The sequence below is a fragment of the Xenorhabdus thailandensis genome, from assembly GCF_037996785.1.
Taxonomy (GTDB): domain Bacteria; phylum Pseudomonadota; class Gammaproteobacteria; order Enterobacterales; family Enterobacteriaceae; genus Xenorhabdus; species Xenorhabdus griffiniae.
Map to the genome: position 1 here is coordinate 34,711 of NZ_JBBMXF010000008.1, position 14,622 is coordinate 49,332.

At 37.9% G+C, this 14,622-nt stretch carries 15 protein-coding genes and 2 pseudogenes; 7 read left to right on the top strand and 10 right to left on the bottom strand.

Going from position 1 to position 14,622, the window contains the following annotated elements; genetic code table 11:
• Positions 1-83: 83 nt before the first annotated feature.
• Both AAC853_RS07980 and AAC853_RS07985 read right to left on the bottom strand, forming a co-directional pair.
• Positions 84-983 (bottom strand): IS982 family transposase, encoded by a 900-nt coding sequence (locus tag AAC853_RS07980; protein ID WP_340614201.1) that lies wholly within the window; start codon positions 981-983, stop codon positions 84-86.
• Positions 984-1,256: 273 nt separating this feature from the next.
• Positions 1,257-1,850, bottom strand: coding sequence for a glycosyltransferase family 9 protein (locus AAC853_RS07985; RefSeq protein ID WP_340614262.1), 594 nt, complete (start codon positions 1,848-1,850; stop codon positions 1,257-1,259).
• Between AAC853_RS07985 and AAC853_RS07990 the strand changes: the two are divergent.
• Positions 1,809-2,645 (top strand): annotated as a pseudogene (locus tag AAC853_RS07990) (IS5 family transposase). The gene AAC853_RS07985 and the pseudogene AAC853_RS07990 sit on opposite strands and share 42 nt — an antisense overlap.
• A gap of 16 nt (positions 2,646-2,661) precedes the next feature.
• Here the strand turns inward: AAC853_RS07990 and AAC853_RS07995 are convergent.
• From AAC853_RS07995 to AAC853_RS08030, 8 genes are all read right to left on the bottom strand, one after another.
• Entirely contained in the window at positions 2,662-3,366 is a 705-nt protein-coding gene (locus AAC853_RS07995) for an aspartate/glutamate racemase family protein (RefSeq protein ID WP_340614205.1), read from the bottom strand.
• Positions 3,366-4,583: an MFS transporter gene (locus AAC853_RS08000; RefSeq protein ID WP_340614206.1), complete on the bottom strand. Its 1,218-nt coding sequence runs from the start codon at positions 4,581-4,583 to the stop codon at positions 3,366-3,368. Before AAC853_RS08000 ends, AAC853_RS07995 begins: the two co-directional genes overlap by 1 nt.
• Complete coding sequence (locus AAC853_RS08005) at positions 4,564-5,088, bottom strand: ATP-grasp domain-containing protein (RefSeq protein ID WP_340614207.1); 525 nt, start codon at positions 5,086-5,088, stop codon at positions 4,564-4,566. The genes AAC853_RS08000 and AAC853_RS08005 overlap by 20 nt, the downstream gene beginning before the upstream one ends.
• A gap of 518 nt (positions 5,089-5,606) precedes the next feature.
• The gene (locus AAC853_RS08010) at positions 5,607-5,801 is read right to left on the bottom strand and encodes a hypothetical protein (protein WP_340614208.1); all 195 of its coding nucleotides are present in this window, start codon (positions 5,799-5,801) and stop codon (positions 5,607-5,609) included.
• On the bottom strand, positions 5,798-6,349 hold the full coding sequence (locus AAC853_RS08015; RefSeq protein ID WP_340614263.1) for a TauD/TfdA family dioxygenase: 552 nt from the start codon (positions 6,347-6,349) through the stop codon (positions 5,798-5,800). Before AAC853_RS08015 ends, AAC853_RS08010 begins: the two co-directional genes overlap by 4 nt.
• Entirely contained in the window at positions 6,319-6,738 is a 420-nt protein-coding gene (locus AAC853_RS08020) for a hypothetical protein (RefSeq protein ID WP_340614209.1), read from the bottom strand. Before AAC853_RS08020 ends, AAC853_RS08015 begins: the two co-directional genes overlap by 31 nt.
• A gap of 158 nt (positions 6,739-6,896) precedes the next feature.
• A complete protein-coding gene (locus tag AAC853_RS08025; protein ID WP_340614210.1) occupies positions 6,897-7,517 on the bottom strand; it encodes an amino acid--tRNA ligase-related protein in 621 nt (206 codons plus the stop codon).
• A gap of 11 nt (positions 7,518-7,528) precedes the next feature.
• Positions 7,529-7,690 carry a hypothetical protein gene (locus AAC853_RS08030; RefSeq protein ID WP_340614211.1) on the bottom strand — a complete coding sequence of 54 codons (162 nt, stop codon included), beginning with the start codon at positions 7,688-7,690 and terminating at the stop codon, positions 7,529-7,531.
• A gap of 773 nt (positions 7,691-8,463) precedes the next feature.
• On the opposite strand from AAC853_RS08030, the pseudogene AAC853_RS08035 reads away from it, so the two are divergent.
• From AAC853_RS08035 to AAC853_RS08060, 6 genes and pseudogenes are all read left to right on the top strand, one after another.
• Positions 8,464-9,432 (top strand): annotated as a pseudogene (locus tag AAC853_RS08035) (IS30 family transposase).
• 608 nt (positions 9,433-10,040) lie between these two features.
• A complete protein-coding gene (locus AAC853_RS08040; protein ID WP_340614212.1) occupies positions 10,041-11,324 on the top strand; it encodes a D-tagatose-bisphosphate aldolase, class II, non-catalytic subunit in 1,284 nt (427 codons plus the stop codon).
• On the top strand, positions 11,321-12,478 hold the full coding sequence (locus tag AAC853_RS08045; RefSeq protein WP_340614214.1) for an SIS domain-containing protein: 1,158 nt from the start codon (positions 11,321-11,323) through the stop codon (positions 12,476-12,478). Before AAC853_RS08040 ends, AAC853_RS08045 begins: the two co-directional genes overlap by 4 nt.
• A 25-nt stretch (positions 12,479-12,503) precedes the next feature.
• Entirely contained in the window at positions 12,504-12,986 is a 483-nt protein-coding gene (gene agaV / locus AAC853_RS08050) for a PTS N-acetylgalactosamine transporter subunit IIB (protein WP_273571924.1), read from the top strand.
• 10 nt (positions 12,987-12,996) lie between these two features.
• On the top strand, positions 12,997-13,785 hold the full coding sequence (agaW, locus tag AAC853_RS08055; RefSeq protein ID WP_273571926.1) for a PTS N-acetylgalactosamine transporter subunit IIC: 789 nt from the start codon (positions 12,997-12,999) through the stop codon (positions 13,783-13,785).
• A complete protein-coding gene (locus tag AAC853_RS08060; RefSeq protein WP_340614215.1) occupies positions 13,775-14,617 on the top strand; it encodes a PTS system mannose/fructose/sorbose family transporter subunit IID in 843 nt (280 codons plus the stop codon). The genes agaW and AAC853_RS08060 overlap by 11 nt, the downstream gene beginning before the upstream one ends.
• Positions 14,618-14,622: the final 5 nt, after the last annotated feature.

The window sequence follows — 14,622 nt, forward strand, 5'->3', positions numbered from 1 at the left end:
AAATAACCTTTCCTCAAAATGCCCGTTTTCCAATGGAAATCAAGCCTTCTTAAAAATAAATTATGTTAACGCGATGCTCAACTTTAGCTCCCTATAACATGGGCTTGTTGAAGCCAGTCGCGTTGACTTTTACCTTGTTTAAAATTGGCAAAAATACCCAGTGTATGAGAAAGCAGTTTTCTGGCTATTCGATTACTCAAATGCCACAAATCCCGTGCCCAGCACTTCTCGATAGCAAATTGCCCAGCGAGTTGACCAATGACGGTTTCAATTAAGCGCCGTTTGGCATTAATGCGCTTTCTTGTTTCTCTGGGGACTGGGTCATCCATATTGGCACGCACCGGGGCTATCATTTCAATACCCGACTGCTTCATTTCCTCTTGAAATTCAAAACCTAAATAACCTTTATCGCCGAGCAAACAGCCTTTTATTGGGCTAGTCAAGTCCCAGACCGCTTCACGCTCACTGACATTGGCGGGCGTCAATGTGAATCCCGTTACTACGCCAGTTTCATCTATCATGAGATGCCCTTTAAAGCCGTAGTAAGTTTCGTTTTTGGCGGCGCAGTACCCATAATCAGCTTGTCCTTTAAAGCTGGCACTGCCTTTCGCTCTTTTGAATCCACAGATGGGCAACGGAAATCCGTCGACAATATGTACCGGCCTATCGAACGCACCCAATAACCTCGCCAGCTTTTCTTGCAGCTTTTGTTTAACAGCCCAAAGATTCGCAACCTGTTTAGCAAAATTGGCGCGTGAACCCAGTCCCGGAAACCACTCGCACCAGTGATCACGAAAGTACGTCCAAATTCCTTTATCCGTTGAAAAGCCTAAGAATTCACCTACCACTTCCATCGTGATGGCTTCCGCATCGCTCAGCTTAGGTGGGTATCCCCGGCTTCTGAATCGAGAGCTTTGCTGTAACGCCGTTAAATTATCGTCTACCCAACAAAACACCCAAATGATAAAATCTTGCTGTGACATAGCCTTTGTTCCTTTATTTCTCTCAGTTTGGCGACTTAAAGTTATAAAGGAGCGGCTATGTCATTTCAACTCACCATAAAAGTCGAGCATCGCGTTATGTTACCAAATTAGATCTATTTTCAAGATAAATTTATATACCAATCGCCTTTCAATATGCGTCTTCTATCTCCCCGCTACGCGGGAAGATAGAAATAATCACATTGATTTTCAAGCTGCAACTTGAAGTTAGATTGGTATATATTTTGGATGTAATTGAAATTATTTAATAACTTATTATTTTAGAAAAGAAAATATCGCTGAATAAACTTTATCTAAATCAATATTGTTGACATTTTTAGGGTCATATAATGTGATGAATGTATCTTTTTTAGCCATTGGTGCCCAATTTTCAGGTCTTGTTACACCATAAAAGGCAACAATCTTTTTCTGTAATGCGGCAGCTAAATGACAAATACCACCATCACCGACAACAATGAGTGTCATGCTGTTCAATAGGGCTAAAAAAGAATTCAGAGAATAAGATACGACGACTTCACTATTTTTTCCTATACGTGACTTTAAATCCTCAGCTAAGGGAATGTCATGCTTATATGAAGAAATAAAAAATTTTGTATCTGGGTGATTTTCTAGGATTTTATTTGCTATCAAAGTGAGGCGTTCATTATTAATGAGACTGTATTTTCTATTGTTAGAGACAGAAAATAAAATCATAGGTGATTGCTGTTCAATAGACTGAAGGGTATTTTTAAATTTGATACAAGGAAAAAGCTTAGGAGATAATTTATTCTCATCAGGTGAAAAAATACGTAGTACCTTTAATGCTTGATGATAGCCATCGACTTGTTCTTGGCTAACGACATTCCTGATGACGCTTGGATAATGATAGAACCCTGTTTACCTCCTGTCCGTTCAGGGCGGGCAGAGTCCACATGTTGAACATCGTTGTGTGATGAATGGGATGTTTTGGGTGTTATGTTCAGGAGTACCCTGGTATGATTGTCTGAATGCTACGGTTCCTAGAAAATGGTTTATAACCGATTTAACTGTTGGTCAAAATTAGGCATTATCAATAGATATTTAACCGATTACTATCCATTCTGGATGAAAAAGGCTTGATAGATGGGTCTAAAATTTGCCTGTATGGCAACCATGTGCGTGCCAGCAAAGATCTGCTGGGGCGAAAAACACTTCCCGATATCACTGCCGATCATTGTTGGGTCGCGCGCACGGCGGTTATGATACCAAAATTCACTTGGCCACTGGCAGAAAGGGATGCCCGCTCCACCTGACGTTGACGGTTGGTCAGGCCCATGAAAATCAAACCGCGCTCCCTTTGCTCGACGGCGTTGGCGTACAACGCAAAAATGGCTTCATGAAACGGCGTGGTAAGGCCGTGCCGGCAGATAAAGGGAAACTCCGAGGTGACCTGCGCAAATTGAGGATAAAGCACATTATTCCTTATAAAGTCAATGAAAAAGGCAGTAGTAATGGTGTTCAATTTGATAAGTAGGCTTATCTCACTGTCATGTTGTCGAACGTTGTTTTAGTTTTCTCAAAGAGAACCGACGTATTGCAAAACGTTACGAAAAGACTGTACGAAACTACCTGTCTATGGTGAAACTAGACTGTATTCAACTCTTTTGTCGGAGATTATATAATTAAGAGACACAGTCTAATTTCATGTTTTTAATTTATAGAATGAGTGAATGGTTGCTTCAGCTAAGCTTAAAGCAGTATCTATTACTTTAAATGATTGGTTTATATTGTTTTTTATCATAGGGCTTATATCTGTACAGGCAAGGAGTAAAGCATGTGCTTTTAAAGATTCTACATTGGCTAGTATAGTATTCCATGTTGTTATTACATTTTTATCTTCAAATCCTTTTTCTTTAATTAGTGTGATCAATTCTGTAGTATGTCTACGTAATTCTGGAGTTGAAATAACTTTCTTTCCAGTTGCATAAATACGTTCTTGATAAAATCCTGCTTCAATAGTTGGTTCTGTACCAATAATAACTATTTTTTTATCGTCAGGTGTTATTTTGTTAAGTGCACAATCAGCGATATGTAAAATTGGTATACCAGCACTTACATTTTGCATTTCAGAGTAATATCGATGAGCAATATTGCAGGGAATAGCTATTAGATTTACTTTAGCTTTAACTAAATCAGTAATACCATGCTGTAATACCTGAACCATTTTATGGTCATCAATGATTTGCCCTGGATAAAAAGGGGTTGGCAAAGAAATGATGTGCATTTTGGGAAAATCCATATCAAATTTTGCTCCATACAAGTACTGAGATACGTTTACTAACATATCAATAAAAGGAGCAGTTGATTCTGGACCCATTCCAGCAAGCACACCGATTGAATAAGACATTACAATATCTCTTTCTTTTGAAAAATCCAATTAATAAAACATAAAATAACTAATGTACAAGAAATTAACAATAAAGCAATGGAAATATTGAATAGATTGTTCAGAGGATTAACAGATGAAATGCCAATGATGATTCCGGCACCTAGCATTGCAATTGCACCAACTGCTGCACCTGCATATCCTGCTTTTTTACCATATAAATCCATACATCTAGCTGTAGAACAGGGGGTGACAATACCTTCGCCTAGAGCTACAACCATCATTGGTATAATAAACGAAATAACTTTAGATGGCATAATCTCACTGAAAAAAAACATAAGAACTGAACCAAATAATATAAGAGAAATACCAATAGTACAGATTGTATATACATTAAAACGTGAAGATAACTTAGTAACAATAAAATTCCCCACCATAACACAAGGAACAATAATAATAGGAATAAGGCCAAACTTCTGTGGTGACATATGAAAATGTTCTTGCAGTACATAAGAAGAAGATAACAAAAAAACCAGTTCGGCTGCATAGCCAAACATATTGAAAAGGGCCATTCTTAAAAACTCACCATTTAATAGCAATTCACAATAATTTCTAATCATCTTGGAAAAATTAAAGATATTATCTTTTAATTTTATGTTTTCATTAGTTTCAGGTAACATTAAATATAAAAAAATAATAAAAATGGAAGATATTATAAATAATGTAATAAAATTCATTTTCCATCCGAAGTATCCTTGAATAGCTCCTCCAATCATAGGAGAAATTGCTGGAAAAATAGACATAAACATTACCAATATCCCCATCAATTTTAAAAGATTTTTACCACTAGAAAGGTCTCTGGCAATTGATCTAGCTATAGGCCCTACACAACCAACCCCAAGTCCAGTTATAACTTTTCCAATTAAAAAAACAACTCCAGAAGTAGCCAAAAAACAAATAAAATTTCCGAATAAAAATATTATTAAACCAATTAAAACAATTGGTCGCCGACCATAATAATCTGATAAAGGTCCATATATTAATTGAGAAATACCAAAAGCAAATAAAGTTAGAGTTACTGAAAGTTGAAGAAAAGAATCAGATGCCCCCAAAGGGGCACTCATATGCGGCAATGATGGAATAAATAATGTATTATTAAACTGTCCCATAGCAACTAATAAAACAATAATAATACCAATCAAAATACTATTGAAATTTTTATTTGGTAAGTATTGCACCACATTCACCTTTATCAGTAAATAGCTTGATTTTTTTTAAATCTTCGTAAACGTGTTCTGGTTTACCTGTTAATGTTCCAATCGCAGACCAGTTACTTTCGCCTAACCCAGGAACTGTTGTTCCCATATTGACTGCTAAATGGTGAGAAGATTTAGGATTTAGAAGTTCAAATCTAAGTAGTCTTGCCGTTTCTTTTTGCCCATATAAAATTCCTGTTATATCTTGACAACGAGTTTCGATAAAAAACTGATTTTTTATCACAGGTTTTTTTAATATCGAAATACTAATTGCATGCTCAAATATTTTTACTGGATCAATGCCATAAGCGAATGCAATTAATTCCATAACATTCGTGCCTCCTGGCCTACCCATATTAGCATCAATTAGCTTAATATTATTTTTATTTATAATAAATTCAATATGAAAAAAACCATACTCATAATTTGATCTGGAAATCAAAGTCCTAGTAATCTCTTTACATTTTTCATAAACATCACTGCCCATTTCATATTGATAAGGAAACTGATGTTTTATCTCTGTATTTCCGTACTTGAAACGCTTTGTGGCTCCAATAAATTCAACAATGTTATTACAAATATGTCCTTCAATACTTACCAGTTCTCCATTGTAAAATTCTTGAATGACATATTTATTTGGTGAGAGATAATTTGGTATTTTACTTAATGATTTTTGAATCTCAAATTTAAATTGTTCAAAGTTTTTAAAAGTAAAAGTACCTATAGCTCCTGCAGTTAAGCTTGGTTTGGCAATAAATTTTTCTATAGATGAAGAGTTAATAAATTCTCTAATTTTTATTTCTGAGGTTACTCCCCACTCTAGAGAAAATGACTTAGGAACATATTCAGGAATTATTTTATTAACATAAGATTTATCTTTTAAATTAATAACACTATGAGATACTCCAGGAAGACCTAATTCTTTGTTAACTTCTGCAAGAATAGCTAAGCGGCTGTCTAAAAGAGTTGTTAGACCTATAATATTTTCCTTTTCCCAAGGAATTTCTATTTCTTTAATATCTTCATTTTCTGTTGTTTCGCAAAAATAGCTCTTTCTTGAGCAAGCTGGCTTAGCGCATCACCTTCTTGAGAACGATAATTTGTAATAAATATAGGTTCATAGCCCAAATTTTTGATAGCTTTAGAAATGTATGAAATACCTAGAAATGATGCTTCAGATACAATAATATATTTTTTCATATTACCTCATTATTTTTCACATAAAGGCGCTGTAACCAACGATCTTTTCCATCAAATTTTGGCTTAAATAATGAACGACCATGGAGCATTTTATTATTATCTATAACTAATGCAGATCCTGGAGATAGTAAAACTTCGAATGCATATTCATTGCATAGTTTTCTGATTTTTTCAAATAGAATTTTAGATTCTTGAGTGCTGCAATGGATTACACCTGGATTGAAATTAAAAGAATATTTTCTTTTATTATTCAAATCAATAAGTGATCTAAGATAATAAATATCATCACCACTAGAAAAAGAATAAGGTGCCCGTATAAAATAATGTTTACCTTGAAGTAAACTGAGTTCTGATTTTGATAAGTGTGCAAGCACTGATGATATATTTACAAGTGTTGTGGGTACATTTTGTTCTTTTCTGCTTCTTACAGCTGTCAATAGCAAGTAATCTGGTTTATTAATATCAAATGCTATTTCCGTATGAAACTCAAGATTTACCTCAGAACCTGTACTAGATGCTATAATCTCATTACCTTTAATGGGATAAATTTATGTATAAACTCACCATTATTTTCAGCTTGATACGCATAAGGACGGCCAAATAGAGAAGATAGGTATATTAAAATTTTTTCTGTTATAAATTTGCCAGATGGTTTCTTTTTCATTTTAACAATAGGAGTGTCAGGTTTATCAATATCAATCGGAAATCCTGAAATTACAACGTAGCCATTATCTATGACTTTTTTACGTATAGAGTCTGATATTAAATTATAAGGATCTATAATTTCACGAACTTTAGCGTTTAAATTAAGTAACTCATTATTTGATCTTAAATCGTAGCATTGAGATATATTTTCAATGCGTATTTTAATTTCATCAGGAATCAGGAGAGTATTCTCTCCTACACTAAAATTAGTATTTACATTACTGATTTGCATTTTAACCTCATTTATATTGATGTTAAATAAAGTAAATGATTAGATAGACTCTTTTTCTATAAAGAAATTTTTATTTATAGTTTTATTTGGACCAAGATCATGGTATTGCACAATATCAAGTATAGATGTACAACCGCTCATGTATCGAATGATTCTCTCTAAGCCAATACCAAATCCTGCAGTTTGGATTGAGATTTGTTTTTCCACTCTGCATATATATTACTATATGATTTACCTAGCCTTTTTGATTGTGTTAGGATTTCTTCTGCTGTTTTTGGTCGGATACCACCAGTCGTTAGCTCTCCATAACCAAATGGTAACATTAGGTCATAAGTGTCATAAGAACCTTTACTATTTTGGTGATAAATTGAATCACGTACACCTTCAGGGTAATCATAAATCCAGAATGGAGTATCAAAAAGCTTAGTTAATTTTTCATCCTCTTCCGGTGTAAAATCTCTTTTTAAATTTGGAGAATTACCAATAAGACTGTGCCCTTCAGAAAATGTAATAGTTGGATACCCAGGTTTTGTTAGAGCTTTAATATTACGCAAGCCTATTTTTGAATGTGTGATCAATTTATTTTCTAAAATATTTTTTGCAAGAGATATGAGGATAGCTTCACCTTGTTCAAATACATCAGTCATGTTGCTGGTATGCCATTCAATCTCAAATTGAAAAAAGTTATATAGATGCTTTCCTGAATTTTCCTCGCCATCCATAACTAATCTCAAGCATGGTGCAACACAGTACACTTTATCAAGGAATTCAAGTGACATTTGCTTTTCGACTACATGACTAACTGGTAGATAATATTTTTTTTTCCTTTTATTTGTATATTCCCTGGTTCATTAGAAATGATTTCCGGTAGATCTTTATCGCCTAAAATAGCAATTGAATGTCTTGCACCTGGCTCATAGCTGGATGAGATAATAGATGGTAATATCTCCATAAAGTTATTTTCTTCAGCTCCTTTTTCTTAGGCCATTTAAAACAGATCCACTCCAAATATAAGTATCTTGATAAGATAAAGTAGGTTTAAACATTTTTTCTCCTTCAATTTATCAGGTTATTCATTTTTTCATTGTTAACAGAGTTAATAAAATAAATTTTTAATGATTTATTTACTCAAAAGTAATAATTTAAACTAATAGTTACATAGATATTTATCTGTGATATTTGTCACACAAATAAGCTTTAAATTAGGTTGAAAATCTAACTTATTGTAATGATGCGAAATATAAATGTGCTAAATTTAAATTATTCTACCTTATGCATTAGGTAAGAATTCTCCATATCAAATACTTTTATAAACCGTAATAAAACGAATGTGAAAAAGTACCAATGTGTCGAAAAATTTCCAGTAGTTTACATTGATTAGGGAATTAAACCAATAATCATTACTTGTTTGATTTTTATATTAAATGTATAACAGAATCAATGAGGTTGTTTTTTCTCTCATAAAAACTATGTTTCATCCAATGCACAGATAAGTTAAGTGATGAAAATATTTATGAGGTAAACGATGAAGATATATAAGCCACCAATTACAATACTCTTAATTAATGTATTCTCTACAACAACTTCACGAAGTATAACTCTTCCATTTATGGAAATATATATCTCCAGTAGCTTTAAATCTTGGATTCGACTAATAAGTGCAATTTCTGCGAAAGGTAGTCAGTTGCTATAGTAGGCATCTTTCTTGCCAAAAGAAAATGTACTATAGCCTATACACAACTGACCGAAATAGAAAGATATCAGATTTTCAGCTTAAAAGAAACCGGCTTTAAACAACCTCTTATTGTAACATTTCTCAGTCGAGATCCAGAAACGATTAGTCGGGAATTGAGACGAAATTGGGCGGCACCAAAAACTGCCCTAAACAGGCTCAACTTAAAGCCTCAGAACACCATCATTCTTCCGTAAAAGCAGTCAAAATCACGCCAGAAATAACACAGTGGATTAAGCAATTAATTTGGTAGGATTTAAATCCTGAACAAGCAGCCAGTTATCTCAAAAAGGAGAAGAAAATATTTTTACATCATGAAACGATTTATAGGTTGATTTATAAAGATAAAATTAATGGTGGTGATTGATAGCAGCATCTCAGGATGACTAAAAAACCGTATCGAAAACGTTTTGGAAGTGGTGAACGAAGAGGAAAAATAAAAAACAGGATCAGTATTGATAATCGTCCAAAAATTGTTGATAAAAAAACAGAGTATTGGTGATTAAGAAGGGGGATACTCTCGTTGGTAAAGAGCATAAAAGTGCCTTATTAACATGAGTTAAAAGAAAATCGCTATTTACTGTCATCATTAAACTTGAAGATAAAATTGCGGAAGGTGTTGCAAAAGCGGCGACAAGAAATTTATTACATATAAAACAAAAGATTAAAACCATTACTGTTAATAACGGATTGAAATTTGTCTAACACGAACTTATCAGTAAAAATTTAGAGATAAATATTTATTTTTTCACTCTTATTCACCTTGGAAAAGAAGAATAAATGAGAACACCAATGGACTAATCAGAGATTACTTCCCAAAAGGGTTCAATTTTAATAAAGTATCAGAAAAAGAGATAAATCTCGTCGCCAATCGATTAAATAAACGTCCTCGGAAGACACAAGATGACAAAACACCGAATGAGTTATTTAAAGGAATATCCACTCGTTTACTTCGTTCATAACGGTGTTGCACTTATTATGTGAATGCAAGAATTGCCACTTGAGTTAGTTTGTTCTATTTTTAGTGCAAGTCTGTTAATTAGTATATTAAAAACTTTGTCGTTTAAATAAAAATTATTCCATTATAGATAAATTAAGACCGTTCTTTAACACCACTGAGTAAATACCTTACATATAGTCAAGACTAAAGGCTATTTATTCCATAAAATCAATGCGGTGATTGATTTTGAATTTATTCGCGATGATATTGCCATAAAAAATATTAAAGTTTGCTAGTTTTTTAATTCCTTTAATTACAGTTCCTGACTACCTTTAAGTAGAAGAACGAATAAGCTGGATAAAAAGTCTGGTTTTTTCTATTTGAATGAAAATGAAATATTTTTGGGAAGTATTTTTGGTCTAAAAATGAACTTTAATAATGATCACATTTTAGATTGACCTACTCTGCTGTAATTGTTTCTAGGGGGAACGGTTTTGGCCTTGAAGTTAGAATTATCATCAGGCACTGATTGTTTTTGCTGCCGACGTCATTATGGTTGATGAATAAGAAATATCTATTTTAATTAAAAACGTAATGTTTTTAAACATATCTGAATAGTCTGGAGATACTATGCAGCCATTATTGCAGTTGATCCACCGCCATAAATCAGGCGAGAACGTTGGAGTTTACTCAGTTTGCTCGGCCCATCCCTGGGTGCTGGAAAGTGCTATTCGTTTTGCCAAAGAGCGAGGCTCTTCGATACTTATTGAGGCAACTTCTAATCAGGTTAATCAGTTCGGTGGATATACCGGAATGCAACCGATAGATTTCCGCGCAATGGTCTGGAACATTGCTGACAAAATAGGGCTTCCTCGCGAAAAAGTCTGGCTTGGCGGTGATCATCTGGGGCCTAATGCATGGCAAAACCGTAGCGCACAAGAGGCGATGCAGCTTTCTGAAACACTGATTTACGATTATGTTGCGGCAGGTTTCAGGAAAATTCATCTCGATTGCTCAATGTCCTGTGCCGATGATCCGGTGCCGCTCTGTGATGAAATCGTAGCATCCCGTGCAGCGAGGCTGTGTCAGGTTGCTGAGCGCAGTTGGAAAGCGCACGGCGGTGAACGCCCTGTTTATGTGATTGGCACTGAAGTTCCTGTTCCGGGAGGTGCTAAAGTGTCAATGGCAGGGATGCAGATCACTTCGCCTCTGGCTGCAGAAACGACGCTGAAAATTCATCAAGACGCATGGCAGGAGCATGGTTTAGCAGATGTCTGGCCGCGGGTCATTGGCCTTGTGGTTCAGCCTGGCGTCGAATTTGATCATCATAATGTTGAACATTACAAGTCAGCGAAAGCACAAACACTAAGCCAGTTTATCGAAACAGTCCCCCATTTGGTTTATGAGGCGCATTCTACGGATTACCAAACTCCGCGTGCTTACCGTGAATTGGTGCGTGACCATTTTGCCATTCTAAAGGTGGGGCCTGCACTGACGTTTGCCCTGCGCGAGGGTTTGTTTGCTCTCGATAAGCTAGATCGTGAATGGAACGGTGAGCTGAATGCGGCTCACCTGCACAGTACGCTGGAGCAAATCATGCATGAGCAGCCTCAGCACTGGCATCCTTATTACCAAGGCAATGCACATCAGCAATATATCGACCGCCAATACAGTTTTAGTGACCGCATCCGTTATTACTGGGCAGATCCAAAGGCAGAAGCGGCAGTCAATAAGCTGTTGGATAACCTGCGTAATAACCCAATACCTCTGTCGATGTTAAGTCAATACCTGCCTGAGCAGGCCGAAGCAGTAAAAGCAGGGCGGCTGGAACATGATCCGAAAGTGTGGGTGATGGATAAAGTGAGAACCGTTTTACTTCAGTACGCACTCGCGTGTGAAGGAGCTGTCGCATGAAGACGATATTGTCATATTCACAGTCATGGCTGGAAGAACACGATGCGCTGTTTACCGCAGAGGAGATAGCCCATCAACCCCGTTTATGGCGTGAACTCTATCGTGAATTGGAGTCCAGCGCGGCACAGTGGCAGCCTTTTTTGTCTCCATTGTTAGCTAAGCCTGATTTACAGATTATCTTCTGTGGTGCCGGTTCTTCCGCTTTTGTCGGTAAAGCGATGGCTCCGTGGTTACGTGAACATTGCGGGTTGGATGTTTGCGCCTATGCATCGACAGATATTCTGCCGACACCGTGGCAATATCTTGAAAAACAGCGTCCGACCTTACTAGTCTCCTATGCACGTTCGGGTAACAGCCCGGAAAGTGTTGGTGTAATTGCGCTGGCAGATCAGCTGGCAGGTGATGTTTATCACTTGATACTTACCTGTAATCCTGATGGCGCGCTTGCCCATTATGTCAAGGAGAAGCGGGCAGAGGGTAAGAACAATGTCTGTTCGCTGATTATGCCTAAAGGTTCCCATGATCGTAGTTTTGCAATGACATCCAGCTTCAGCTGCATGACGTTGGCGACATTGCTACTGCTTGGCAAACTGGATTTTGCACGGGCAGATAAGTCAGTCGAAAAGATGGCCACTCTCTGTGAAAAGTGTTTTTCAGAATGGTTGCCGCAGGTTCAGAAAGTATCACAGTCCGGTTTCAATAGAATGGTGGCGTTGGGTTCCGGCTGTTTTACCGGCATCGCGGAAGAAGGTGCCCTGAAGATGCTTGAACTGACCGCAGGGAAAGTAGCAACCCGTTTTGATTCTACGCTTGGTGTACGTCACGGTCCTAAATTTATGATCGATGAAAATACCTTAGTTGTCGTGATGCTGTCGGCTGAAGCGTATTGCCGCCGTTATGATATCGATCTGCTCCATGAACTGAAACATGATGAACTGGCAAAACAGATTATTCCGCTTAGCAGCCTGCCATTGTCGGGAGCTGTTGAACTCAATAGCGAGCTTTCTGATGTCTGGTTAATGTTTCCGTATCTTATCTTTTTCCAGTTGTTGGCATTCAATACCTCGCTGTCACATAGCTTATCACCCGATAATCCTTGCCCAACAGGGGAAGTCAATCGGGTTGTACAAGGTGTCCAGCTATACCCTTATTAACAACAAAATAATAACAGGAGTGAGTATGTCTACCCCAAACATATTGATGACCCGAATCGATAACCGTCTGATTCATGGTCAGGTTGGCGTGACCTGGACAAATTCACTGGGCGCGAATTTGGTGGTGGTGGCAAATGATGAAGCATCAGCCGACCCTGTTGCGCAATCTCTAATGGATATGGTGGTTTCTGACGATGTGCAGACCCGTTATTTCACATTGCAGAAAACAATTGATGTCATCCACAAGGCGGCGGACAGGCAGAAAATTTTTATTGTCTGCAAAACACCTCAGGATGTGCTTACTCTGGTTAAAGGAGGTGTTCCTATTAAATTTGTCAATGTCGGAAATATGCATTTCTCGGAAGGAAAAAAACAGATCCACAAAACAGTTTCTGTTGATGACGCTGATATCAATGCATTCCGTGAGTTGGATAAATTGGGAGTCACTTGTGAAATCCGTCGGGTGCCGGATGAAGCAGGTGAATCTGTCTCTAAGCTGATTAGCTGAGGAGGTCAGTATGCTTACTAGCGCACTACTTATCGCTTTACTGGCAGGGATAGCCGGTGTTGATTTGTTCAACGGACTGACTCATATTCACCGTCCCATCGTGATCGGCCCTTTGGTTGGACTGATTTTAGGGGATGTACAGACGGGTTTGCTGGTTGGCGGAACGCTGGAACTGGTCTGGATGGGGATGGTGCCACTGGCCGGAGCACAGCCACCTAATGTGGTGATTGGTGGGGTGATTGGGACAACGTTTGCGATCATGGCCCATACCGATCCGAAAGTGGCGATAGGAATAGCTGTGCCATTTTCGATAGCCGTACAGGGTTGCATCACACTGTTGTTCACTATCTATTCACCGATGATGCACAAGTGCGATGAAATGGTGAAAAAACTGAACTGGCGTGGTGTTGAATGGGTTAACTACTTCGGTATTCTCATTCTGTTCTTGTTCTACTTTATTGTGGCTTTCCTGCCTATCTATTTCGGTGCAGATGCGGCGAGTGCCATAGTTAGAAAAGCGCCACAATGGTTGCTTGATGGCCTTGCGGTCGCAGGGGGAATGATGCCCGCGATTGGTTTCTCATTACTGATGAAACTCATGATGAAAAAAACCTATGTGGCCTACTTCATGCTGGGTTTTATTTCCGTAACTTTCCTGAACATGCCGATTATTGCAGTCGCACTCGGCGCATTCGCAATCGCACTGATTGATTTCTTTAATCGTACCCGTAACGACAGCAATGACGATCAGGGTGCTGGTTCTCAGACTACCGCACAGGAGATGAACGATGGCATTTAACATGGAAACCAGTCAGGTTGATCGGGACGACTATATTGATAGTGATCCTGCTCCCGAACTGACAAACCGCGATATTAACGTAATGGCGCTGCGCTCACTATTATTGCAAGCATCGTTTAACTATGAACGTATGCAGGCAGGAGGCTGGTTATATACCCTGATACCAGCACTGCGCAAGATCCATAAAAATCCACAGGATTTATCCAACTCCATGAAAATGCATATGGAGTTTATCAATGTTCATCCCTTTGACGTCACTTTTCTGTCTGGGCTTGTACTGGCGATGGAAAAGAGCAAAGAGAAGGTATCTACTATCCGTGCTGTGAAAGTTGCATTAATGGGACCTTTAGGCGGGATCGGTGATGCTCTATTCTGGTTGACTCTACTGCCTATTTGCGCCGGCATTGGGGCATCTTTGGCACTTCAGGGCAGTTTGTTCGGACCGGTTATTTTTCTGCTAATGTTTAATATTGTGCACTTTGCCCTGCGTTTCGGGCTGGCGCATTACGGTTATCAGGCCGGTACCAAAGCGATTGCCATGCTGAAAACGCACACCAGGAACATCTCTCATGCGGCTTCAATTGTCGGTATGACAGTGATAGGCGCGCTGGTGGCTTCTTACGTTCATCTTTCTACACCGTTAGTCATGAAGGCGGGTGAGGCGAAGGTCGCTCTACAGACGGATGTACTGGATAAACTGATGCCTAATCTGCTGCCCCTGGCTTTTACTCTACTGGTGTACTGGCTGATGAAGAAGGGAAGCTCACCGGTGAAACTGATTGGTATCACAGTAGTGTTTGGGGTTGTCGGTAAATTAGTTGGTTTTCTATAAGGGGT